The 22,967-nt window shown below is 71.5% G+C and carries 21 protein-coding genes and 2 tRNA genes; 15 read left to right on the top strand and 8 right to left on the bottom strand.

From position 1 onward, the window contains the following. Positions 1 to 6 precede the first annotated feature (6 nt). From ACLHRZ_RS20940 to ACLHRZ_RS20920, 5 genes are all read right to left on the bottom strand, one after another. Positions 7 to 3,057: a sensor histidine kinase gene (locus ACLHRZ_RS20940; RefSeq protein ID WP_490420018.1), complete on the bottom strand. Its 3,051-nt coding sequence runs from the start codon at positions 3,055 to 3,057 to the stop codon at positions 7 to 9. Positions 3,058 to 3,377: 320 nt separating this feature from the next. Further along, on the bottom strand, positions 3,378 to 3,959 hold the full coding sequence (locus tag ACLHRZ_RS20935) for a GTP-binding protein (protein ID WP_171087800.1): 582 nt from the start codon (positions 3,957 to 3,959) through the stop codon (positions 3,378 to 3,380). Then, the gene (locus ACLHRZ_RS20930; protein WP_490420017.1) at positions 3,940 to 4,347 is read right to left on the bottom strand and encodes a DUF742 domain-containing protein; all 408 of its coding nucleotides are present in this window, start codon (positions 4,345 to 4,347) and stop codon (positions 3,940 to 3,942) included. The genes ACLHRZ_RS20935 and ACLHRZ_RS20930 overlap by 20 nt, the downstream gene beginning before the upstream one ends. A gap of 103 nt (positions 4,348 to 4,450) precedes the next feature. Next, on the bottom strand, positions 4,451 to 4,864 hold the full coding sequence (locus tag ACLHRZ_RS20925) for a roadblock/LC7 domain-containing protein (RefSeq protein ID WP_336416327.1): 414 nt from the start codon (positions 4,862 to 4,864) through the stop codon (positions 4,451 to 4,453). A 9-nt stretch (positions 4,865 to 4,873) separates the two neighbouring features. After that, entirely contained in the window at positions 4,874 to 8,725 is a 3,852-nt protein-coding gene (locus ACLHRZ_RS20920; protein WP_490420016.1) for a nitrate- and nitrite sensing domain-containing protein, read from the bottom strand. Between the two features lie 476 nt (positions 8,726 to 9,201). Between ACLHRZ_RS20920 and ACLHRZ_RS20915 the strand changes: the two genes are divergently transcribed. The 8 genes from ACLHRZ_RS20915 (at position 9,202) to ACLHRZ_RS20880 (ending at position 14,643) form a co-directional block, all read left to right on the top strand. Further along, positions 9,202 to 9,375, top strand: coding sequence for a hypothetical protein (locus ACLHRZ_RS20915; protein ID WP_490420015.1), 174 nt, complete (start codon positions 9,202 to 9,204; stop codon positions 9,373 to 9,375). 93 nt (positions 9,376 to 9,468) lie between these two features. Continuing rightward, positions 9,469 to 10,254 (top strand): fumarylacetoacetate hydrolase family protein, encoded by a 786-nt coding sequence (locus tag ACLHRZ_RS20910; protein WP_490420014.1) that lies wholly within the window; start codon positions 9,469 to 9,471, stop codon positions 10,252 to 10,254. Then, positions 10,247 to 11,722, top strand: coding sequence for a glutamate--tRNA ligase (gene gltX / locus ACLHRZ_RS20905; protein WP_490420013.1), 1,476 nt, complete (start codon positions 10,247 to 10,249; stop codon positions 11,720 to 11,722). Before ACLHRZ_RS20910 ends, gltX begins: the two co-directional genes overlap by 8 nt. A gap of 20 nt (positions 11,723 to 11,742) precedes the next feature. Continuing rightward, a complete protein-coding gene (locus ACLHRZ_RS20900) occupies positions 11,743 to 12,471 on the top strand; it encodes an HAD family hydrolase (RefSeq protein ID WP_490420012.1) in 729 nt (242 codons plus the stop codon). An 88-nt stretch (positions 12,472 to 12,559) separates the two neighbouring features. Then, positions 12,560 to 12,631, top strand: a tRNA-Gln gene (locus ACLHRZ_RS20895). A gap of 72 nt (positions 12,632 to 12,703) precedes the next feature. Then, positions 12,704 to 12,776 (top strand) — tRNA-Glu (locus ACLHRZ_RS20890). Positions 12,777 to 12,863: 87 nt separating this feature from the next. Then, positions 12,864 to 13,712: an MEDS domain-containing protein gene (locus ACLHRZ_RS20885; RefSeq protein WP_490420011.1), complete on the top strand. Its 849-nt coding sequence runs from the start codon at positions 12,864 to 12,866 to the stop codon at positions 13,710 to 13,712. Continuing rightward, the gene (locus ACLHRZ_RS20880) at positions 13,702 to 14,643 is read left to right on the top strand and encodes an anti-sigma factor RsbA family regulatory protein (protein WP_490420010.1); all 942 of its coding nucleotides are present in this window, start codon (positions 13,702 to 13,704) and stop codon (positions 14,641 to 14,643) included. Before ACLHRZ_RS20885 ends, ACLHRZ_RS20880 begins: the two co-directional genes overlap by 11 nt. Positions 14,644 to 14,791: 148 nt before the next feature. On the opposite strand, the gene ndgR is transcribed toward ACLHRZ_RS20880, so the two are convergent. Next, positions 14,792 to 15,520, bottom strand: a complete 729-nt coding sequence (gene ndgR / locus ACLHRZ_RS20875; protein WP_490420009.1) for an IclR family transcriptional regulator NdgR — start codon at positions 15,518 to 15,520, stop codon at positions 14,792 to 14,794. A 102-nt stretch (positions 15,521 to 15,622) separates the two neighbouring features. On the opposite strand from ndgR, the gene leuC reads away from it, so the two are divergent. From leuC to ACLHRZ_RS20855, 4 genes are all read left to right on the top strand, one after another. Beyond that, the gene (gene leuC / locus ACLHRZ_RS20870; protein ID WP_490420008.1) at positions 15,623 to 17,047 is read left to right on the top strand and encodes a 3-isopropylmalate dehydratase large subunit; all 1,425 of its coding nucleotides are present in this window, start codon (positions 15,623 to 15,625) and stop codon (positions 17,045 to 17,047) included. Between the two features lie 6 nt (positions 17,048 to 17,053). Next, entirely contained in the window at positions 17,054 to 17,647 is a 594-nt protein-coding gene (leuD, locus tag ACLHRZ_RS20865) for a 3-isopropylmalate dehydratase small subunit (RefSeq protein WP_490420007.1), read from the top strand. A gap of 169 nt (positions 17,648 to 17,816) precedes the next feature. Then, on the top strand, positions 17,817 to 18,062 hold the full coding sequence (locus ACLHRZ_RS20860; RefSeq protein WP_490420006.1) for an SCO5555 family protein: 246 nt from the start codon (positions 17,817 to 17,819) through the stop codon (positions 18,060 to 18,062). Positions 18,063 to 18,185: 123 nt separating this feature from the next. Continuing rightward, positions 18,186 to 18,830: an HU family DNA-binding protein gene (locus ACLHRZ_RS20855; protein WP_490420005.1), complete on the top strand. Its 645-nt coding sequence runs from the start codon at positions 18,186 to 18,188 to the stop codon at positions 18,828 to 18,830. 150 nt (positions 18,831 to 18,980) lie between these two features. On the opposite strand, the gene ACLHRZ_RS20850 is transcribed toward ACLHRZ_RS20855, so the two are convergent. Together ACLHRZ_RS20850 and cofC are read right to left on the bottom strand one after the other, a co-directional pair. After that, positions 18,981 to 19,193, bottom strand: coding sequence for a hypothetical protein (locus tag ACLHRZ_RS20850; RefSeq protein ID WP_490420004.1), 213 nt, complete (start codon positions 19,191 to 19,193; stop codon positions 18,981 to 18,983). A gap of 9 nt (positions 19,194 to 19,202) precedes the next feature. Then, positions 19,203 to 19,859, bottom strand: a complete 657-nt coding sequence (gene cofC / locus ACLHRZ_RS20845; protein WP_490420003.1) for a 2-phospho-L-lactate guanylyltransferase — start codon at positions 19,857 to 19,859, stop codon at positions 19,203 to 19,205. Positions 19,860 to 20,029: 170 nt separating this feature from the next. Between cofC and ACLHRZ_RS20840 the strand changes: the two genes are divergently transcribed. The 3 genes from ACLHRZ_RS20840 to ACLHRZ_RS20830 are packed head-to-tail and all read left to right on the top strand — an operon-like array spanning position 20,030 to position 22,960. Beyond that, positions 20,030 to 20,779, top strand: a complete 750-nt coding sequence (locus ACLHRZ_RS20840; protein WP_490420002.1) for a lysophospholipid acyltransferase family protein — start codon at positions 20,030 to 20,032, stop codon at positions 20,777 to 20,779. Continuing rightward, positions 20,776 to 21,777, top strand: coding sequence for an NAD(P)H-dependent glycerol-3-phosphate dehydrogenase (locus tag ACLHRZ_RS20835; protein WP_490420001.1), 1,002 nt, complete (start codon positions 20,776 to 20,778; stop codon positions 21,775 to 21,777). Before ACLHRZ_RS20840 ends, ACLHRZ_RS20835 begins: the two co-directional genes overlap by 4 nt. Positions 21,778 to 21,811: 34 nt before the next feature. After that, a complete protein-coding gene (locus tag ACLHRZ_RS20830) occupies positions 21,812 to 22,960 on the top strand; it encodes a D-alanine--D-alanine ligase family protein (protein WP_490420000.1) in 1,149 nt (382 codons plus the stop codon). The last annotated feature ends 7 nt before the right edge of the window (positions 22,961 to 22,967 follow it).

Below are 22,967 nucleotides of genomic sequence, written 5' to 3'. Positions count from 1 at the left end.
CTCACACTAACGCTCCTGATCGTAGGTGCCGCCGGGGCCGAAGCCCTGGTCGTGTTGCTCATGCTGCTGGTGCGAGGGCGACGGGGACTCCGCGGAGTCCGTGCCCGCACTGCGCCCCTGCTGGATGCCGCGGCGCAGGTTGGCGAGCCTGCCGCGGACGTCCTCCGGCGCGCGGGAGATCTGGGGGCCGTTCTGGGCGGTCTGGGCCGCCTTGCCCTCGACCAGGTTGGCCTTGGGCACCCGGCGGGGGAGACCGGAGGAGGTCACGCCGCCGGCCTTCGGCTGCCGGAGCTGCTCGGCGCGCTGCCAGCGCTCGTCGTTCGCCGACTGCCAGCCGTCCACCTCCTGAGGCTGCTGTGCGGCCTCCTGCCGGGACTGCTCCGGCTGTGCGCGGTCAGCCGTGGCCTCCTCACCCGTCGCGGGCTGCTGCCACTGCCGGTCGCGGCGCGGCAGACCGGACCCGGTCAGCGAGTGGGAGCCGCTCGAGGCGGGGCCCGGACGGTCGAACTCTACGCGCTCCGGCTGTGCCGTGTCAGCGGTCGGCCGGGATTCCGATTCCGCTCCGTAACCCTGGCCGTAGCCATGCTGGTACGGACCTGCCTCGCTCCACTCCCCTTGGTACCCGGGGGTGTTGAGGGCGTCGTAGGCCTGCGGCATCTCGGCCGCCGGCTCCGCGTAGGCGCCTTCCGCATAGGTCTGCGGGAACTGCTGCTCCACCGGCGCCTGCGGCTGCGGCGGGAAGTACTCGTCCTGCGGCGGTACGGGCTCCTGCTGCACCGCGGGTATCTCGTCGCGGAACAGCGGGCGGTTGTCGGCCATCGCGGCACGCCGCTCCTCGCGGCGCAGCGAGCGGCCGACGGAGTCCAGCGGGCCGGCGCCGGCGTCGGGCCGGGGGTCGTACTGCGAGTCGTCGAAGCCGAGTTCGGCGGCCGTGCGCATCCCGCCCATGTCGGGGGCCTGCTGCTGCTCGGGCACGATCCGGGAGACCGTGAAGTCGTCGTCGGCCTGTGCCTCGCCGCCGCCACCGTGCGTGATCGCGTCCGGCAGCATGACCAGCGACGTGGTGCCCGCCTGCTCGCCCGAGGGGCGCAGCTGGACGCGGATGCCGTGCCGGGCGGCCAGTCGGCCGACCACGAACAGGCCCATGCGCTGGGCGATGGCGACGTCGACGGTCGGCGGGTTGGCCAGCTTGTGGTTGATGTCTGCGAAGTCCTCGGGGGTGAGCCCGATGCCCTTGTCGTGGATCTCGACCATGATGCGGCCGTCCGGCAGCCGGGTCGCGGTGACGCGGACCTTCGTGTGCGGCGAGGAGAACGTGGTGGCGTTCTCCAGCAGCTCGGCCAGCAGGTGCACGAGGTCGGTGACGGCGAGGCCGTGGATCTCGGCCTCCGGCACGCCGGCCAGCTCGATGCGCTCGTAGGCCTCCACCTCGGAGGTGGCCGCGCGCAGCACGTCCACCAGCGGGATGGGCTGGTCCCAGTGCCGGCCGGGCTCCTCGCCCGCGAGGATGAGGAGGTTCTCGCCGTTGCGCCGCATACGCGTGGCCAGGTGGTCCAGGCGGAAGAGGTTCTCCAACTGGTCCGGGTCGGCCTCGTTGTTCTCCAGATCGGTGATCAGGGTCAGCTGGCCCTCGATCAGACTCTGGTTGCGGCGCGAGAGGTTGGTGAAGATCGCGTTGACGTTGCCCCGCAGCAGGGCCTGTTCGGCGGCGAGCCGGACGGCCTCGCGGTGCACCTGGTCGAAGGCGCGGGCGACCTCGCCGATCTCGTCCTTGGTGGTGATCGGGATCGGCTGGACGCGGGTGTCCACCTGGCCCGGGTCGGTCCGCGAGAGCTGGTCGACGAGCGCGGGCAGCCGCTGCTCGGCGACCTCGAAGGCCGCGCCGCGCAGCCGGCGCATGCTGCGGCTCATCGAGCGGGCCATGCGGCCGGCGATCACGAAGGCGCCGAGGAGCACGAGCACCAGGACCGAGGAGGTGACGATCGCGTACGTCTGCGCGTCCGAGGAGGTCTGCTGGGCCTCGTCCACGGCCTTGTTGGCCATGTCCGCCTCGACGGAGCGGTAGGCGCCGAACTTCGCGGTGGCGGCGGGCAGCCAGGTGTTCGCCGTGATGCCCTTGGCCTTCAGCTGGGCGTTGGTGGCGCCGGAGCTGATGGCGGTGCCCATCTTGGTGGCGTCGGCGACCGCCGCGTCGGCGGCGAAGGCCTGCTGGAGCTTCCTGACGTCCGACGGGGTGCCGCCGGCCTCGTACTCGCCGTAGGCGATGTACTCCATGAAGTTGTAGGAGGAGAAGGAGGTCAGCAGGAGCTGCCGGTTGGTCGCGCTGCCCGAGTCGATCAGCAGGTGGGTGCCGATGGAACGCTGCAGCGACACGGCGGCCTTGGCCAGTGAAATGGCGTAGAGGGTACGGCCGTAGGAGGAGACGTTGCCGGCGGTCAGGCCGACGCCCAGCTCGTTGGTGAAGGCCATGAGCGGACGCTGGATGGCGCCGTAGCCGTCCTCGGTCTGCGCCCCGGGCAGGGCGGAGGTGTAGGCGGCCTTGCGCAGCTTGGGCAGTGTCGCCTCGGTGTCGCGGACGAGCTTGAGGCGGCGCTTGAGGTTCTCGGTCGCCGGCATGTTCTCGACGGCCTTGTCGAAGTCCGCGCGGGCGGAGTCCGTGGCGTCCCGGGCCTTCTTGATGACCGGGTCCTCGCTGCGGCCCTCGAGCAGCGGCTTGGCGGTCAGGTCGCGCTCGTCGATGAGGAAGTGCGCGTAGGTGTCCGCGGCCCGCACGACGCGGGCGGTGTTGGCGGCGTCCTTGGCGTCGAACCAGGTGTTGACGGAGTTCGACACGTCGAGCCCGCCGAAGATCAGGGCGACGATCACCGGGATCAGCAGGATCGCGTTCAGCCGGACCGGCACCCGCCAGTTGCGCGGGGAGAACCTGCCGCCGCGGCCCTGGTCGGGCGCGGGGGCTTCGGGAACGTCGGAAGGCGGCGCCGCATCGCGCGACGGCGGGGTGAAGTTGCCCCGCTCGGATCGCGTCTCCTGCGCGGCGCCCGACTTTCTACGCCTCACTCGACCAACAACCTCTCGGCGTCTGCACCTGTGCTGTGCCGTCTGTTCACGTACCGGTCCCTGACGGATCGGTCCCGGAATTCCAGCACGCCGGGCAGGTGCATTCCAAACAACGGACAGAGCCCGTAAAGACCGCGATGTGCCGGACATAAAACGGGCATTAAGAGCGAGCGGCGCCAAATGGCCGGGCAATCGTGCGCAGAAAGCGATCGACCGGACGCGGCGAGTGGCCGCGTCCGGTCAATTCACTGTCGAAACCGTTATGAAGCCCTAGGCAACCACCCGCGGGACCGTGGTGTATCCCACAACCGCTCGCCGGTCTATTTCAGCCGGGCCATCAGGGCGTGCTCGACCAGGGTGATCAGCGCACTCTTGGCCTCGTTCCGGTGCCGGGCGTCCGTCGTGATGATCGGGGTGTCCGGACCGATCTGGAGCGCCTCGCGGACTTCCTCCGGAGCGTAGGGCTGGTGTCCGTCGAAGCCGTTGAGGGCGATGACGAACGGGAGCCCGCTGTTCTCGAAGTAGTCGACGGCCGGGAAACAGTCCGCCAGGCGGCGGGTGTCCACCAGCACCACCGCACCGATCGCGCCGCGCACCAGGTCGTCCCACATGAACCAGAAGCGGTCCTGGCCCGGGGTGCCGAACAGGTACAGGATGAGATCGTCGTCCAGCGTGATGCGGCCGAAATCCATCGCCACGGTCGTCGTGGTCTTGTCCTGGACGTGGCTCAGATCGTCGATCCCGGCCGAGGCGGACGTCATCACGGCCTCGGTGCGCAGCGGACTGATCTCCGAGACCGCGCCGACGAACGTGGTCTTGCCGACGCCGAAGCCGCCCGCCACCACGATCTTCGCCGACGTGGTGGAGCGGCCGACGCCTCCGCTAGAGCTTCCGAAGTCCACTGAGCACCCTTTCGAGCAGTGTCACATCCGGCGTCCCGCCGGACTCCGCGCTGCCGCCCGGCTGGTGGATCGTCACCATGCCGGCCTCCGCCAGGTCCGCCACCAGGATCCGCGCCACGCCCAGGGGCATGTTCAGCAGCGCGGAGACCTCCGCCACCGACTTGACCTCCCGGCACAGGTGGCAGATCCGCTGGTGCTCGGGAAGCAGCCCTCCCAGGTGGGCCGGGTCGGCCGTGGAGCTCACCAGTGCCTCGATGGCGAGCTGGTAGCGCGGCCGGGTGCGACCCCCCGTCATGGCGTAGGGGCGGACGAGCGGCTGGTCACCCTCACTCCCGTACGACGCGTAATCATTGGCGCCGTACGGGCCGGGCGAGGCGGGCGGGGTCATGAATCCTCCGGACGGGACAGCAGGAAGGCAATAATGCCGCCGAGCAGGTGGCCGGTGGGGGGTTTTCGGCCGTACGGTCGGACGGTTTATGCGGCGTGCGCGGTCAGTTGAGCAGGCTGCCCTGGAGCTCGGAGCGGAGTTCCGGGGTCAGGACGTTGCCCGCGCGGTCGACCAGGAGGGCCATCTCGTAGCCCACGAGGCCGATGTCGCACTCCGGGTGCGCCAGGACGGCCAGGGACGAACCGTCCGAGACCGACATGATGAAGAGGAAGCCGCGCTCCATCTCCACCACGGTCTGGTTGACCGCGCCTCCCTCGAAGATCCGGGACGCACCGGCCGTGAGCGAGGTCAGTCCCGAGGCGACCGCGGCCAGTTGGTCGGCGCGGTCCCGTGGGAAGCCCTCGGACATCGCCAGCAGGAGGCCGTCGGCGGAGACGACCACCGTGTGGGACACCCCCGGGGTGTTGTCCACGAAGTTGGTGATCAACCAGTTCAGATTCTGTGCCGCCTGGCTCATCGGACTCAACTAACGCTCCTGCTGGTAAGTGGGGCCAACATTGTGACTGCCGGTGGTCGAGCCGTTTCCGGCCTGACGTCCCTGCTGGATGCCCCGGCGGAGATTGGTCAGCCGGCCGCGCACGTCGTCGGGCGCACGCGAGACTGCCGGACCGGTCGGGAGGGACTGTGCCTGCTCGGCCGTCCCGTCGACAAGATTTGCCCGCGGCACGCGGCGCGGCAGACCCGAGGACGTGATGCCTCCGGCTGCGGGCTCGCGGACCTGCTCGGCACGGCGCCAGCGCTCGTCGTTCGCGGACGGCGCGGGGGCGGGCGCCGCCGCCCGGCGCGGCTGCTCGCCGTCGCCGGACTGCTGCTCGCCCGCTGCACCGCGGAACCAGTGCGACTCCAGCTCCTCGAAGAGCGGGGCGCGCTCGTTCCGCCCGGTGTCGCCGGACCCGGCCGGCACCGCGAACTGACCCGTGCCACCCGGCACGTGAGTCCGACCGGTGTTGCTTCCCAGCGGATCCCCGGCGGTGCCGGGCTGGGTGAACTGGCCGGTCGTGCTGTCCGGGTGCTCGCCGGAGTGCGGCATCGCGAACTGCCCGGTGTCGCCGGGCAGCTGGTTCTGTCCGGTGTCCGAGGGGTTGCCCGGTGCGGGGAACGGGTTCTGTCCGGTGTCCGACGGGTCGCCGGGCATCGCGAACTGGCCGGTGCCGCCGGGGAGGTGGTTCTGTCCGGTGTCGGACGGGCTGCCCGGCATCGCGAACTGGCCGGTGCCGCCGGGGAGGTGGTTCTGTCCGGTGTCCGACGCGTTGCCCGGCATCGCGAACTGACCGGTGCCGTCGGGGAGGTGGTTCTGTCCGGTGTCCGACGCGTTGCCCGGCATCGCGAACTGACCGGTGCCGTCGGGCAGCCGGGTCTGTCCGGTGTCCGACGGGGTGCCCGGCATTGCGAACTGGCCCGTGGAGCCCGGCAGCTGGTTCTGCCCGGTGTCGGACGGGTCGCCGGGGAGGGCGAACTGGCCGGTGCCGCCGGGCAGGCGATTCTGGCCCGTGTCCGAGGGGTTGCCCGGTGCGGGGAACGGGTTCTGTCCGGTGTCGGACGGGTTGCCGGGCATCGCGAACTGACCGGTGCCGCCGGGGAGGCGGTTCTGGCCGGTGTCGGACGGGCTGCCGGGCATCGTGAACTGGCCGGTGTCGCCCGGGCCGCCGGGGAGGGCGAACTGCCCCGTGCCGCCGGACGTGCCGGCCGGGTCGGGGGTGTCGTCCGTGATGGGCGCGAACTGGGCCGTGTCGCCCGGGCCGCCGGACAGCGTGGCGCCGCCCGGAGCCGGCTGGGCGAACTGCCCCGTGCGCTCGGCGTCCTCGTGGCCGCGCGGGGTCTCCCGAGCACCGCGCGGAGCGTCGCCCGAGGACACCGGCCAGTCGTCCACGGGGGCCTTGCGGCCGCCGGACGGCTGCCCGGCACCGGGAGCGCCGCCGTCGCCCCAGCTCGGGGCCTGGCCCCGGGCCGGAAGCTGCGGAACCTGACCGGCCGCACCCGCCCCCGCCGGAGGCGGCACGGCGCCGCCCTTGCGGCCCGCACCGCCGCGCGGTGCGGTGTCGAAGAGGCTGCCCGTCGCGGCACCGCCGCTCGGGCCGAGGCCGGCACCGCCACGGGTGGGCAGGCCACCCGGAGTCGTACCGCGGCCGCCGCCCAGCGCCGGGCGCGGACCGCTGCCCGGCATCTCGCGCCGCTGGCCGGGGCCGCCGGCCAGACCGGCCGGGGCACCCTTGCCGCCGGGGCCGCCCTGCCCGCCCGGCGCCGGCTTCTTGTGGCCCTGGGCCACGTCGACCGGCAGCATGACGAGCGCGGTGGTGCCGCCCGAGTCGGACGGGCGCAGCTGGATGCGGATGCCGTGTCGCAGGGACAGGCGGCCGACCACGAACAGGCCCATGCGCCGCGAGACGGAGACGTCCACGGTCGGCGGGCTGGCGAGCCGCTCGTTGATGGACGCGAGGTCCTCGGGCGACAGGCCGATGCCGGTGTCGTGGATCTCGACGAGCACGCGCCCGTCCGGCAGGGCGTGACCGGTGACCTTGACCTTGGTCTGCGGGGACGAGAACGAGGTCGCGTTCTCGAGCAGCTCGGCGAGCAGGTGCACGAGGTCGTTGACGACGCGGCCGGCGACCTCGGTCGGCGGCACGCCGCTGAGTTCGATGCGCTCGTACTGCTCCACCTCGGACGCGGCGGCACGCAGCACGTCGACGAGCGGCACGGGCCGGGTCCACCGGCGGCCGGGCTCCTCACCCGCGAGGACGAGGAGGTTCTCGCCGTTACGGCGCATACGGGTCGCGAGGTGGTCGAGCTTGAAGAGCGAGGACAGCTGGTCCGGGTCCGCCTCGCGGCTCTCGAGCTCGGAGATGAGCGAGAGCTGACGCTGGATGAGGCCCTGGCTGCGGCGGGAGAGGTTGGTGAACATCGCGTTGACGTTGCCCCGGAGGAGGGCCTGCTCGGCGGCGAGCCGGACCGCTTCCTGGTGCACGTGGTCGAACGCCGCGGCCACCTTGCCGATCTCGTCGCGGCTGTGCACGCCGACGGACTCCACGGACGTGTCGACGTCCTGCGGGTCGGTCTCGGACAGCTGCTTGACGAGCTCCGGCAGACGGTCCTGGGCGACCCGGGTCGCGGTGTCCTGCAGCCGGCGCAGCGAGCGCACCATGGAGCGGGCCACGACGAAGGCGCCGACGAGGGAGATGCCGAGGACGAGGATGATCAGCGCACCGTTGAGGATGGCCTCCTGGTTGGCCTCGTCCTTCAGGTCGGCGGCCTTCTGGTCCATCTCCGTGAGGAGCGTGGTCTCGATCTTGGCCATTTCCTCGAGCTTCACGCTGTCCTGGTCGTACCAGTCCAGGTAGCTCTTGGGCTCGCTCTTCAGGCCGTCGGTCTTGCCCAGGACGCGCTCGGCGAAGGTGTTCGCCGAGGTGATGTCCGGGATGCCGCCGTTGAGCGCCTTGAGCAGGGAGGCCGAGTCGTTGGCGTCGATGGCCGTGAAGCGGCGCATCGCCTCGTCCTCGGCGTCCAGCGCGGACTTGCCGTACTGGCGGTCGTTGGCCGAGAGGGCGGCGCCGCCGGGGCGGGCCAGGGCGGCACTGATCACGGCCCGCTGGATGGACGCGTACTCCTTGGCGGAGGAGAACGTGGCCAGCGCGCGGGTCGCGGTGATCATGTCGCTGTCGCTGGTGGCCTGGGCCATGTCCTGGGACAGCGTCAGCAGCGAGTTGATCAGGCCGTCGTAGTTGTTGACGGTCTGGGAGAGGAAGTCCTTGTCGAGGTAGGCGCTCTGCCGGATTTCCTTGATCTTGTCCAGCTGCTTGGAGATGTCGACCAGGGTGGTCGTCACGCCGACCATCGTGGGGTCGTTCGGCTTGACCTTCGCGGTGGTCTGGCGGAACGCGTCGATGGCCCGGTCGGCCTTCTGGCGGGAGGCCAGAACCTTGTCGTCCTTGGCGTTGTTGGAGATGATCGGGCCCGCGGACTGGTCGCGCTCCTGCTGGAGCGCGTCGGCGAGCTGGGTCGCCTTGCCGGTCATCTCCGTCAGGAGCTTCATGTGGTCGAGCTGGTCGACCTTCTGCAGCGAACTGTCGATACGCAGGGCGCCCAGGGTCGTCGCGGCGACGACCGGGAGGGCGAGCAGCGAGACCAGTCGGGTACTGATGCGCCAGTTGCGCAGGGCTATTCGTGAGCCCGTCCCGCTCGGCTCCTTGGCCTGCGGCTGCTCGGCGGCCTCGGCGCCGTCCGGCGTCGCGTTCGGCGCGTCGGGCGGAGTGCCGCGGTCGGTCGCACCGCGCGGCTCCGGCTCCGCCGCAGCGCTGCCATCCCTCTTGAAACGTCCCTGCACTAGCGTCGCAACCTCTGGACCAGGCGTCCCGCCGCAGGCGGAGGGACGGTGTCGAGTCGTGGGGGGACCGCGGTGCCCCCCTGGCGGTCCCCGGAATTCCAGCACAGTGCCCGATCTCCCAACAAGGCCGGTGGTCCGGGTTGCACAGGCCACTACGCGGTGTATCCAGGGTCGTCACTCGCTGTCGAATATCGGTTTGCCCAATTCGGACTTTTGGCGATGAGTCGTCAGTCCGGTGCTGGTCGCAGGGGACTGCCCCAGTCGCCATGATCGGGAGCGGAACGTCTGATTCAGCCCCCCAATGTCCGTTTCGCGGCCATGAAGTGAGCGCCCGTTATGCGGCATTTCCCGGCTTCCTCGTGAGCAAACTCACAGGAAACCCGGGACTTGCCGGGCGACTCGGTGGGGAGGGACGCGCCTAGCCTGGTCCTTTACACAACCGCGAGAAGGACAACGCGAGGCCCTCAGTGAAGTCAGTGAAGACCGCCAACCCGCGCCGCACCACGCTGGCCCACCTCAAGGACGCCGCCGAGCTGGGCGTCGCCGAGACCGACCGGCCGCAGCACGCCCTTGAGCTGCCCCAGGTCACCGCCAACCCGCGGCGCACGGTCCTGATGACGGCGCCCGCCGTCCAGGTGCCGCAGGACTGAACCCCGGCCGCGCACGGGCCGCCTGTGCACCCCCGCGATAGCCTGGGGTTCCAGATTCCGGCCGGACAAGACGAAAAGGGGCACAGGCTTCCCGTGCGCATCGCCAGGTTCTCCATCGACGGCAACGTCGCCTTCGGCGTCGTGGAGGGGGACGCCTCGACAGAAGGCGGTCCCGTCCTCGACATCATCAAGGGACATCCCTTCGCCGAATTCGAGCGCTCGGGGAAAAAGGTCCCGCTGAGCAAGGTGCGGCTGCTGCCGCCCGTGCTGCCCAACAAGGTCGTCGCCATCGGCCGCAACTACGCCGAGCACGCCGCGGAACTGGGCAACGACGTGCCCGAGGTGCCCGTCACCTTCTTCAAGCCGTCCACCGCGGTGATCGGCCCCGGCGACCCCATCGCCTATCCCTCGTTCTCCAGCGAGCTCCACCACGAGGCCGAGCTCGCCGTCGTCATCGGCCGCATGTGCCGCGAGGTCCCGCGCGAGCGCGTCAAGGACGTCATCCTCGGCTACACCTGCGCCAACGACCTCACCGCGCGCGACGTCCAGCGGCGCGAGCAGCAGTGGGCCCGGGCCAAGGGCTTCGACACCTCCTGCCCGCTCGGCCCGTGGATCGAGACCGAGATCGAGGACCCGGCGAACCTCGGCATCATGTGCACCGTCAACGGCGAACAGCGTCAGCTGGGCCGGACGAACGACATGGTGCGCTCCGTCGAGGAGCTCATCGTCCACATCACCGAGGCGATGACGCTGCTCCCCGGCGACGTCGTCCTCACCGGCACCCCGGCCGGGGTCGGACCCCTCAACGTCGGCGACGAGGTCGCCGTCACCATCGAAGGCATCGGCACTCTCACCAACAAGGTGATCAAGCGTGGCTAACGGATCCGTCCGCGTACGTTTCTGTCCCTCCCCGACCGGCAACCCCCACGTGGGCCTGGTCCGGACCGCCCTGTTCAACTGGGCGTTCGCCCGGCACCACGGCGGCACCCTGGTCTTCCGTATCGAGGACACCGACGCGGCGCGCGACTCCGAGGAGTCGTACGAGCAGCTCCTGGGCGCCATGCGGTGGCTGGGCCTGGACTGGGACGAGGGCCCCGAGGTGGGCGGCCCCTTCGAGCCGTACCGCCAGTCGCAGCGCATGGACACCTACCAGGACGTCGCCGCCAAGCTGCTGGAGCGCGGCTTCGCCTACAAGTGCTACTGCACCACCGAGGAGCTCGACGCCCGCCGGGAGGCCGCCCGCGCCGCCGGCAAGCCGTCCGGCTACGACGGCCAGTGCCGCGAGCTGACCGCGGAGCAGGTCGCCGCGTACGTGGGCGAGGGCCGCACGCCCATCGTCCGCTTCCGGATGCCCGACGAGCCGGTCACCTTCACCGACCTGGTGCGCGGCGAGCTCACCTTCACCCCGGAGAACGTGCCGGACTTCGGCATCGTCCGGGCCAACGGCGCGCCGCTCTACACGCTCGTCAACCCCGTCGACGACGCCCTGATGGAGATCACCCACGTCCTGCGCGGCGAGGACCTGCTCTCCTCCACCCCGCGGCAGATCGCCCTCTACCGCGCCCTCGCCGAGATCGGCGTGGGCAACGGCGGCGTCCCGCAGTTCGGGCACCTGCCGTACGTGATGGGCGAGGGCAACAAGAAGCTCTCCAAGCGCGACCCGCAGGCCTCCCTGAACCTCTACCGGGAGCGCGGCTTCCTGCGCGAGGGCCTGCTCAACTACCTCTCGCTGCTGGGCTGGTCGCTCTCCGCCGACCAGGACATCTTCACGATGGACGAGATGGTCGCGGCGTTCGACATCAAGGACGTCAACGCCAACCCGGCCCGCTTCGACCTCAAGAAGTGCGAGGCCGTCAACGCGGACCACATCCGCCGCCTGGACCCGAAGGCGTTCGCCGATGCCTGCGGCCCCTGGCTGCGCGCCCCGCACGCCCCCTGGGCGCCGGAGAAGTTCGACCAGGCAGCCTGGGAGGCCATCGCGCCGCACGCCCAGACCCGCCTCACCGTGCTCTCCGACATCACCGCCAACGTCGACTTCCTCTTCCTGGACGAGCCCGTCGAGGACGAGGCGTCCTGGCAGAAGGCGATGAAGGAGGGCTCGGACGCCCTGCTGCGCACGGCCCGCGAGAAGCTGGCCGCCTGCGACTGGACCGCGGACGCGCTCAAGGCCGCCGTCGTCGCCGCCGGCGAGGAGCACGGCCTGAAGCTGGGCAAGGCCCAGGCCCCGGTCCGCGTCGCCGTCACCGGCCGCACGGTCGGCCTCCCGCTCTTCGAGTCCCTGGAGGTCCTGGGCCGCGAGCGGACGCTGGCCCGCGTGGACGCCGCGCTGGCCAAGCTGGCGGCGTAAGGGTCAGAAGGAGGCCGACAGTGATCCGCGCGGTCCTCTGGGACGTCGACGACACCCTGTTCGACTACACGGGGTCCGATCGTGCGGGCGCACTGCGCCACATCGAGGCCGAGGGCCTGCTCTCGCGGTACGACACCGCGGAGCAGGCCCTCGGCCTTTGGCGTGAGGTCATGGAGGCCCAGTTCGCCCGCTTCCTCGCGGGCGAACTCGGCTTCCGGGAGCACCGCCGCGAGCGCGCCCGCGCCTTCCTGGGCGCTCCGCTGGGCGATGCGGAGGCCGACGCCTGGTTCGCCCGCTACATCGCGCACTACGAGGCCGCCTGGACCCTCTTCCCGGACGCCCGGCCGGCCCTGGACGCCCTCGCCCCGCACTACCGGCAGGCGGTGCTCTCCAACTCCAGCACCCGGCACCAGAAGCGCAAGCTGCGCGCCCTGGGGGTGCGCCGCCGCTTCGAACGGGTGCTGTGCGCCGACCGGGTCGGCGCGGCCAAGCCCGACCCGCGCGCCTTCCACGCCGCCTGCGCCGCCCTGCGGCTGGCTCCCGGCGAGGTCGTGTACGTGGGCGACCAGCTGCAGGCGGACGCCGTCGGAGCCCGGGACGCCGGGCTGCACGGCGTGTGGCTGGACCGGTCGGGCGAGGCTGCGGAGGCGGTGGTTCCGGAGGGGGTGCGGCGGATCGGAGGGCTCGGTGAGCTGCCCCTGCTGCTGCGCGGAGTTATCGATTTTGGAGCCCCGTCCTCCTTCGGGTAATGTTCTTCCTGCGCCGCCCGGGAGGGCCGAGAGGCCGGAGCGGAGGGCGCAGGCCGGACAAGACCCCTTACGGGGGGTGGAGTTACGGTGGGGTATGGTGTAATTGGCAGCACGAGTGATTCTGGTTCACTTAGTCTAGGTTCGAGTCCTGGTACCCCAGCAAGAGAAAATCGCTTCGAATTCTCTTGATAAGCTTCGGAACGAAGCAAGAAGCAGAAAAAGCGCAGTGCGAGCCCCCGTTGTGTAGCGGCCTAGCACGCCGCCCTCTCAAGGCGGTAGCGCCGGTTCGAATCCGGTCGGGGGTACAAGAGGAAAGAATGCCTTTCGCTTCGGCGGGGGGCATTTTTTCATGCGCCCTTCCGCGGTATCCGGGGCGGCGCGATAATCCCCGCATGGTCCATGCCCATGGCGTGCGCCGCCGCGTCCACGTCGGTGATCTCCGGCCCGGTGACCACGCATGCCTGCTGTTCGCGTCCGACGAGGAGCGGGCCTCGGTCCTGCGGGACTTCGTCCTGGGGGGCCTGGACGCGGACGACAAGATCCTCTACCTCACCGGGGACCCGGCACCGAGCCTGCCCGCGGTGCCTGCCGGGCGGCTCGAAGTGGTCGCGCTCGCCGAATTCCTCACCGCCGAGGGGCGGTTCGAGCCGGCGGCCCTGCTCGCGCGGCTGCGCGCGGCGGCCGCACAGTCCCGGGCCGAGGGCCGCCGCGCACTGCGCGTCGCGGGGGACCCGTGCGCGGGCGGGGTGCCCGACCTCCCGCGGCTGCTGGAGTACGAGGCACTGCTGGACGGGGAGTTCGGCTCCGGCCGGGCCCTGGCCGTCTGCCAGTACGACCTGCGCCGCTGCGGGCCGGACGCACCGGACGCCCTGGAGTCGGCGCACGCCGGCAGCGTGGAGGCGGACCCGCTGGTCCGCACGGCCGACCTCGTCGTCGTCCGCACGTACCGGCCGCAGGGCCTGCGCATCGAGGGCGTGGTCGACGCCGGGGCCCACCGCTGCCTGCGGGACGCGCTGCGCTCGGTCGCGGCCGTCCGCGAGGACGTGCGGCTGGAGATGTCCCGGGTGGAGTTCCTGGACCTGGCGGGCCTGCGGCTGCTGATGACCTTCGCCCGGGCCCGCGCAGCCCGGCACTGCACGGTCGAGCTCACCGGACTGCTGCCGCACCTGCGCCACGTCATCACGATGATCGGCTGGGACCGCACCCCGGGCCTCCGGCTGGGGGCGGCCCATGCCTGCTGACGGATTCGTCCACCACGCGTGCCTGTACGGCACCGATGCGGAGTTCCTGGCGACGGCGGTGCCGTTCGTCCGGGACGGGCTGGTGGCGGGGGAGCCCGTGCTGGCCGCCACGACGCCCGCCAACATCGACCTGCTCCGGCGGGCCCTGGGGGAGCGGGCGCACGCGCTGGACACCGCCGAGACCGCGTACTTCGGGCGCCGGCCCGTGGAGCGGGTCTCGGCCTTCCTGCGCTACCACGACCGCCGCGCCCGCCCCGGGCGCCGCACGCGGATGCTCGCGGAGCCGGTGTGGTGCGGGAGGTCCGCCCGCCAGGTCGCGGAGTGGAAGCGCATGGAGTCCGGGCTCAACGTGCTGCTGGCCGGGCTGCCGGTGTGGATGATCTGCCCGTACGACACCAGGACCGTCCCGGCGGACGTGGCCCGGGCCGCCTGCGCCACGCACCCGGCCCGGATGGACGGCCGCCGCCTGATCCCCTGCGCCGGCTACGCCGAGCCGGCGGCCTACGCGGCCGGGGTGGCCCCGCCGCGCGCCCCTGCGCCCGCAGGGGCGGCCCGCGCGGGCCCGACGGCCTCGGCTTCCACGGTGCGGCTGTTCGCCCGCGAGAGAGCCGTTGCGGCGGGTCTGGACGGGGAACGCCTGGGGCTGGCCGTCCTGGCCGTCTGCGAGACGGCGGGCTACCTGCTGGCACCGGAGGGCACCCGGGTGGCCCTCCGGTCCTGGGAGGAGCCGGGCCAGCTCGTCTACGAACTGCTGTGCACGGGCCCCGCCCCGGTCCCGGCCTTCGCGGGCTACCGCCCGCCGGGCGACCGCCCGGCCCCGGAGGACGGCCTGTGGCTGGCGCGCACGCTGGCCGAATCCCTGGACATCAGGGCACAGGGGGCCCTGACCCGTCTGACGCTACGGGTGGCGGGCCCCCGAGCCTTCGGTTGAGGGGGGCACAACCCTGGGCCCCGTAAGGGGCGCGGGGCAGCGTCTCCCCCAGCTACCGCTGGGAGGTGCCCCCAGCGGCTCCGCCGCGTGGGCGCGACCAGCCCACCACGACCCGCAGCCGAACCGGAAAGGGGCGCGAGGGGCACCCTCACCCGTTCCGGCGCAGGGCCTCCGAAAGCCGCATGGCCGCGTCCAACACGGCCTGCGCATGCATCCGCCCGGGATGCCGCGTCAACCGCTCGATCGGTCCGGAGACCGAGACGGCGGCCACCACCCGGTTCGACGGCCCCCGCACCGGCGCCGACACCGACGCGACGCCCGGCTCGCGCTCGCCGATGGACTGGGCCCAGCCGCGCCGCCGCACCCCGGACAGCGCGGTGGCCGTGAACCGCGCCCCCTGGAGCCCGCGGTGCAACCGCTCCGGCTCCTCCCACGCCATCAGCACCTGCGCAGCGGACCCCGCCTTCATCGGCAGCGTCGAGCCCACCGGCACGGTGTCCCGCAGTCCGGACAGCCGTTCCGCGGCGGCGACGCAGATGCGCATGTCGCCCTGGCGGCGGTAGAGCTGCGCGCTCTCGCCCGTCACGTCGCGCAGGTGCGTGAGCACGGGCCCGGCCATGGCCAGCAGCCGGTCCTCGCCCGCGGCGGCGGCCAGCTCGCTCAGCCGGGGGCCGAGGATGAACCGGCCCTGCATGTCGCGCGCCACCATCCGGTGGTGCTCCAGGGCGACCGCCAGCCGGTGCGCGGTCGGGCGGGCGAGACCGGTCGCGGTGACCAGCCCGGCGAGGGTCGCAGGACCGGCCTCCAGGGCACTCAGCACGAGGGCTGCCTTGTCGAGTACGCCCACACCACTCGAGGGGCCATTGGTGTTGTCCATGAAACGATACTCACGTCTCACACTGTGAAACGCAAGTTCACATTTCCGCGAGACGCGCCACTCTGGTCGGACACCACCCACGAACCGACGAATGGGACAGCGATGGGACGGACACTCGCGGAGAAGGTCTGGGACGACCACGTCGTCACGCGCGCCGAGGGCGAACCCGATCTGCTCTTCATCGACCTGCACCTGCTCCACGAGGTGACCAGCCCGCAGGCCTTCGACGGCCTGCGCAAGTCCGGCCGCAAGGTCCGCCGGCTCGACCTCACCATCGCCACCGAGGACCACAACACCCCGACCCTCGACATCGACAAGCCCATCGCGGACCCCGTCTCCCGCATGCAGCTGGAGACCCTGCGCGCCAACTGCGCCGAGTTCGGCGTGCGGCTGCACCCGCTGGGCGACGTCGAGCAGGGCGTCGTCCACGTGGTGGGCCCCCAGCTGGGGCTGACCCAGCCCGGTACGACGGTCGTCTGCGGCGACAGCCACACCTCGACCCACGGCGCCTTCGGCGCCCTCGCGTTCGGCATCGGCACCAGCCAGGTCGAGCACGTCCTGGCCACCCAGACACTCCCGCTGGCCCCGTTCAGGACGATGGCGGTGACCGTCGAGGGCGAACTGCCCGACGGCGTCACGGCGAAGGACCTGATCCTGGCCGTCATCGCCCGCATCGGCACCGGCGGCGGCCAGGGTTACGTCATCGAATACCGCGGCCCCGCCATCGAGAAGCTGTCGATGGAGGCCCGGATGACGGTGTGCAACATGTCCATCGAGGCGGGCGCCCGGGCCGGCATGATCGCCCCCGACGACACCACCTTCGCCTACCTGAAGGACCGCCCGCACGCCCCCACGGGCGCGGACTGGGACGACGCCGTCGCCTACTGGCGCACCCTGCGCACCGACGACGACGCGGTCTTCGACCACGAGGTCGTCATCGACGCCTCCGCGCTCGCCCCGTTCGTCACCTGGGGCACCAACCCGGGCCAGGGCGCACCCCTGTCGGCGTCGGTTCCCGACCCGGCCTCGTACACCGACCCGTCCGAGCGCAGCGCGGCCGAACGGGCCCTGGAATACATGGGTTTGACGGCGGGTCAGGCGCTGCGCGACATCCGTGTGGACACCGTTTTCGTGGGCTCGTGCACCAACGGCCGCATCGAGGACCTGCGCGCCGCGGCGGACGTGCTGCGCGGCCGCGCGGTGGCCGACGGAGTGCGGATGCTGGTCGTCCCCGGCTCGGTACGGGTGGGCCTGCAGGCGGTCGACGAGGGTCTGGACAAGGTGTTCACCGAGGCGGGTGCCGAATGGCGGCACGCGGGCTGCTCGATGTGCCTGGGCATGAACCCCGACCAACTCGCGCCCGGCGAGCGGTCCGCGTCGACCTCCAACCGCAACTTCGAGGGCAGGCAGGGCAAGGGCGGCCGCACCCACCTCGTCTCGCCCCAGGTGGCCGCCGCCACCGCCGTCCTGGGCCGGCTCGCCTCGCCGGCCGACCTGTCCGACGTCACTGCCACCGCGGGGGTCTGAGCCACCATGGAAGCCTTCACCACGCACACCGGCCGGGCCGTCCCGCTGCGCCGCAGCAACGTGGACACCGACCAGATCATCCCGGCGCACTGGCTGAAGAAGGTCACCCGCGACGGTTTCGAGGACGGGCTCTTCGAGGCCTGGCGCAAGGACCCGGAGTTCGTGCTCAACCGGCCCGAGCGCGCAGGCGCCTCGGTGCTGGTCGCCGGACCGGACTTCGGCACCGGCTCCTCGCGCGAGCACGCGGTGTGGGCCCTGCAGAACTACGGCTTCCGCGTCGTGGTCTCCTCCCGGTTCGCCGACATCTTCCGCGGCAACTCGCTCAAGAACGGCCTGCTGACCGTGATCCTGCCGCAGGAGACTGTGGAACGGCTGTGGGAGCTCGTCGAGGCCGACCCCGCCGCCGAGGTGACGGTCGACCTCGTCGCCCGCGAGGTGCGGGCCGAGGGCATCACGGCCGGTTTCGACCTTGACGACAACGCCCGGTGGCGGCTCCTGGAGGGGCTGGACGACATCGGACTGACCCTCCGGCGCGAGGCGGACATCGCCGCGTACGAGGCCGCCAGGCCCGCGTTCAAGCCCTCGACGGCCGTCGTCTGAGGCCCATTCGAGCTCATTCGGCCCAGTCCGTACCCCGGCTCCGGGACCCCGGATTTTCGCTGCTCACCCGGGGTTTGGCATGATGCGCCCCCTGTCTTCGGACAGGGGGCGCACCGCTTTGTTGAGGCCCCGTGAAGCGACAACTCGCCTCAGATGGCACAATCGGTGCATGGAACGCGACAACCAACTCGAGCTATACCGGCTTGTCGCGGACCGACTGAAGGAAGCGCACTCGAGGGTGCGCACACTGCAAGTCCCGGAGGACGTACGGGTGGCACTGTCGCGGCAGCTGCTGGCCATCACGGCTTCGGCGAAGCACGATCTCTCAGGCGCGGCAAGGCGTCTGGACCGGCTGATGAACGACCTCGACGAGGGCCGTTTCCCTTCAGAGCGCGGCACCGACGGAACTCCGTGACGGGTCGGGTTCGTTGCGGCACAAGGGTGATTAGACCGTTTCGTGTTTGATTTGCGGTATATATCTGCCTAACGTGCGAAAAAAGCTGGAACACTTTCCGGCGAAGTCTCCGAAGGGGAAGACGTGAACAAGGCGCAGCTCGTTGAAACGATTGCCGACAAGGTCGGCGGCCGGCAGCAGGCCGCTGACGCGGTCGACGCGGTGCTGGACGCGATTGTCCGCGCGGTGTGCGCCGGCGACCGTGTTTCGGTCACCGGTTTCGGCTCGTTCGAGAAGGTCGACCGCCCGGCCCGTTACGCCCGCAACCCGCAGACGGGCGAGCGCGTGCGGGTCAAGAAGACCTCGGTGCCCCGCTTCCGCGCGGGCCAGGGCTTCAAGGACCTGGTCGCCGGCACCAAGAAGCTGCCGAAGGGCGGCGAGGTGGCCGTCAAGAAGGCGCCGAAGGGCAGCCTTTCGGGCGGTACGGCCGTGAAGAAGGCCGCGGCGAAGAAGGCCACGGCCAAGAAGGCGGCCGCGAAGAAGGCCACCGCCAAGAAGACCGTGGCGAAGAAGACCACCGCGGCGGCGAAGAAGACCACGGCGAAGAAGACCACGGCCAAGAAGGCGGCGACCACCGCCAAGAAGACCGTGGCGAAGAAGGCCACCGCCAAGAAGACCGTGGCGAAGAAGACCGCTCCCGCCAAGAAGGCTGCCGCGGTCAAGGCTCCGGCCAAGAAGACGACTGCGCGCAAGACCACCGCCAAGAAGACCACTGCCCGCAAGAAGTAGGCAGCGGACGCACGGCGTCACCCGCCGGGCCGGCCTCCCTCACAGGGGAGGCCGGCCCGCGGTGCGTTGCGCCCCGAAGGGGCGCGGGGCTGTTTCGATGTGCGGCTCCGCCGCGTGGGCGCGATCAGCCAAGTCCGGCCTGCAGACGACTCAGAACGTCTGCAGAGTTACCAACGTCACGCGAAGGCCCTCGGAGTCGCCCTCGGAGGGCGCACACTCGATCCGCACCCGCTGCCCCGCTCGAAGCAGCCGCAGGCCCCCCGCATCGAACGCCACCGCGTCGAACGGCACGGGCGTGCCGTCGTCCAGGAGAACGCTCCCGGAGCGGGTCTGAGGATCGAAGGTGAACGCGGTGGCCTGCATACCGCCAGCCTATGCCCTGGCCGGCCGCGAGGCCGACCGCAGCGGCCCCGCCACCGAAGCCGTGCGCGGGCCCGTACCCAGCGCGAGAACGGCCCGCAAATCGGCTTCCGTGTCCACGTCGCGGCGCACGGAATCCACGCCGTCGAGCAGGATCTCCCGTGCCCCGGAAGCCAGGTGCCGGGCGCGCGAACGGCCCTCGAACGCCGGAGCCAATTCCATTCCGGGAGCCGCGGCGAGCAGGGTCGTACCGATTCCCGCGGCATCCGCGAGAAATGCGCGCGGGAATTCCGCGGCACGCTCGAGTACCCGCTCGAGTTCCCCGGGCCGGAGTGCCGGAAGGTCCGCGTTGAGCGTGGCCACCGCGCCGTCCGGGAGCCCGTCCCGCACGCTCCGCGCACCGTGCGCCAGCGCCGCGTTCAGCCCGCCGCCGCCCGGCGGCTCGGGCACCACCCGGGCGCCCAGGGCGGCGAGGGAGGCCCCCGCCAGCGGATCGTCCGTGACGACCGCCACACCGCGCACCGCCGGGCAGGCCAGTGCGGCCTCCACGGTGTCCAGGGCGAACGCCAGGGCCAGCGCGGGCCGCGGCGGGCGTCCCGGGCCCGCGGCCCCGAGCCGGCTCTTGGCCAGCGTCAGCGACTTCACCGGCACCACCAGAGTCCAGCGCACCCGTGCCCCCCTCTCTTCGCTCCGGTCTCATTCTCGCCGCTGCCGCGGTCGCCCGTGGGGCGCGGGGTTACGGTGTTCTCGACAGACCGGGCACCTGGGGCGACACTTGTCCGGCCCCGGGTGCGTTCCCGGCCCGTGCCGGATCCATGTCCCAAGAGAAGGGTGACCGAGTGTCCCGCCACAGAATCGGCTTCTGGTACCGCCTTGCCGCGGTGTTGGCAAAACCGCCGCTCGTGGTTCTGTTCAAGCGGGACTGGCGTGGAATGGAGCACATTCCGGCGGACGGCGGATTCATCACGGCCGTCAATCACAACTCGTATCTCGACCCGCTGTCCTACGCGCACTACCAGTACAACACCGGGCGCGTGCCCCGCTTCCTGGCCAAGGCCGCGCTGTTCAAGGGCAGCTTCGTCGGTGCGATCCTGCGCGGCACCGGGCAGATCCCCGTCTACCGCGAGAGCGCCGACGCCGCGACGGCGTTCCGGAACGCGGTCGAGGCCATCAACAAGGGCGAGTGCGTGGCGTTCTACCCCGAGGGCACCCTCACCCGCGACCCCGACATGTGGCCCATGGAGGGCAAGACGGGTGCGGCCCGCGTCGCCCTGCTCACCCGCGCCCCGGTCATCCCGGTCGCCCAGTGGGGCGCCAACGAGGCGATGCCGCCGTACGCGAAGGAGAAGAAGCTGCGGCTCTTCCCCCGCAAGACCCTCAAGGTGCTGGCCGGTCCGCCCGTCGACCTCTCCGCCTACTACGGGCAGGAGCCCACGGCCGAGGTGCTGCGCGCGGCCACCGACGAGATCATGGCCGCGATCACCGCGCTCCTCGCCGAACTCCGCGGCGAGTCCGTCCCTGCAGAACCGTACAACCACAAGAAGGCGCGCGCCGCTGCCCGCCGGAAGGACCAGGAGGACAGCAAGTGACGCGCTGCGCCGTCTTCGGCACCGGCTCCTGGGGCACCGCCTTCGCGATGGTGCTCGCCGACGCGGGCTGCGAGGTGACCATGTGGGGCCGCCGCGCCCCGCTCGTCGAAGCCCTCAACACCGGCCGCACCAACCCCGACTACCTTCCCGGCGTCGAACTCCCCCTGGGCGTCCGGGCCACCACCGACCCCGCGGAGGCGGCCCGCGACGCGGACTTCACCGTCCTCGCCGTGCCGTCGCAGACGCTGCGCGCCAACCTCACGGAGTGGGAGCCCCTGCTGGCCCCCGGCACCGTGCTCGTCTCCCTGATGAAGGGCGTCGAACTCGGCACCGCCAAGCGGATGAGCGAGGTGATCGAGGAGGTCGCCAAGGTCGGTCCCGAGCAGGTCGCCGTGCTCACCGGACCCAACCTCGCCAAGGAGATCGCCGCCCGGCAGCCCGCCGCCGCCGTGGTCGCCTGCCGCGACGAGTCCGTGGCCCGGCGCCTCCAGTCGGCCTGCCACACCGCCTACTTCCGCCCGTACACCAACACCGACGTGGTCGGCTGCGAACTCGGCGGCGCCGTCAAGAACGTCATCGCGCTCGCGGTGGGCATCGCCGACGGCATGGGACTCGGCGACAACGCCAAGGCCTCGCTCATCACCCGCGGTCTGGCCGAGACGACCCGGCTGGGCCTGGCCATGGGCGCCGACGAGCACACCTTCGCCGGCCTCGCGGGCATGGGCGACCTCGTCGCCACCTGTGCCTCGCCGCTCTCCCGCAACCGCACCTTCGGCGCCGGCCTCGGCCGCGGGATGACCCTCGCGGAGACGATCGCGGTCACCAAGCAGACCGCCGAGGGCGTCAAGTCCTGTGAATCCGTGCTCGATCTGGCCCGGCGTCATCATGTCGACATGCCGATCACGGAGACCGTCGTGGGCATCGTCCACGAGGGAAAGCCGCCCATGGTGGCCCTCAAGGAGCTGATGTCGCGCAGCGCCAAGCCCGAGCGGCACTGACGCATCCCCTGCTACCAGGTACTCTCGACGCGATATGAGCAGCGAGACCTCCCCCCAGAGCACCGGCCGCAAGCCGCGCGTCGCGGTCGTCTTCGGCGGCCGCAGTTCCGAGCACGCCATCTCCGTGGTCACCGCGGGCGCCGTGCTGCGAGCCATCGACCGCACCAAGTACGACGTGCTGCCGATCGGCATTACCGCCGACGGCCGTTGGGCGCTGACCGCCGACGACCCCGAGCGGATGGCCATCGCCGACCGCACGCTGCCGAGCGTCGAGCAGCTCGCCGACTCGGCCGACGGTTCGGTGCTGCTGCCCGTCACCCCGCACAGCCGTGAGGTCGTCTACACCGAACCCGGCGCCGTGCCCAAGGCGCTGGGCGAGGTCGACGTCGTCTTCCCCGTGCTGCACGGCCCGTACGGCGAGGACGGCACCCTGCAGGGCATGCTCGACCTGGCCGGCATCCCGTACGTGGGCGCGGGCGTGCTCGCCTCGGCCGTCGGCCAGGACAAGGAGTACATGAAGCGGGTCTTCACCTCCTTCGGGCTGCCCGTCGGCCCGTACACGGTGATCCGCCCCCGCGAGTGGCAGAACGACCCGTCCGCCGCCCGCAAGAAGATCGTGGACTTCGCCGGCGAGCACGGCTGGCCGCTGTTCGTGAAGCCCGCACGCGCCGGCTCGTCCATGGGCATCACCAAGGTCGACGACCTCGCCGGCCTGGACGAGGCCATCGCCGAGGCGCAGCGCCACGACCCCAAGATCCTCGTCGAGTCGCTGCTGCGCGGCCGCGAGATCGAGTGCGGGGTGCTCGAGTTCGAGGACGGCCCGCGCGCCAGCGCGCCCGCCGAGATCCCCCCGGTCACGGCCCACGACTTCTACGACTTCGAGGCCAAGTACATCGACTCGGCAGCCGGGATCGTGCCCGCGCCGCTCACCGAGGACGAGACCCGGCGCGTCCAGGAGCTCGCGGTACGGGCCTTCGACGCGGCCTCCTGCGAGGGCCTGGTCCGCGCGGACTTCTTCCTCACCGAGGACGGCGAGTTCGTCATCAACGAGATCAACACCATGCCCGGCTTCACCCCGATCTCCATGTACCCGCGCATGTGGCAGGAGAGCGGCGTGAGTTACCCGGAGCTGGTCGACCGCCTCGTCCAGGCGGCGCTGCGCCGCCCGACGGGCCTGCGGTAGGCGGCTG

The organism is Streptomyces sp. AM25, assembly GCF_058146165.1.
This window is presented reverse-complemented; position numbering and strand designations above follow the sequence as displayed.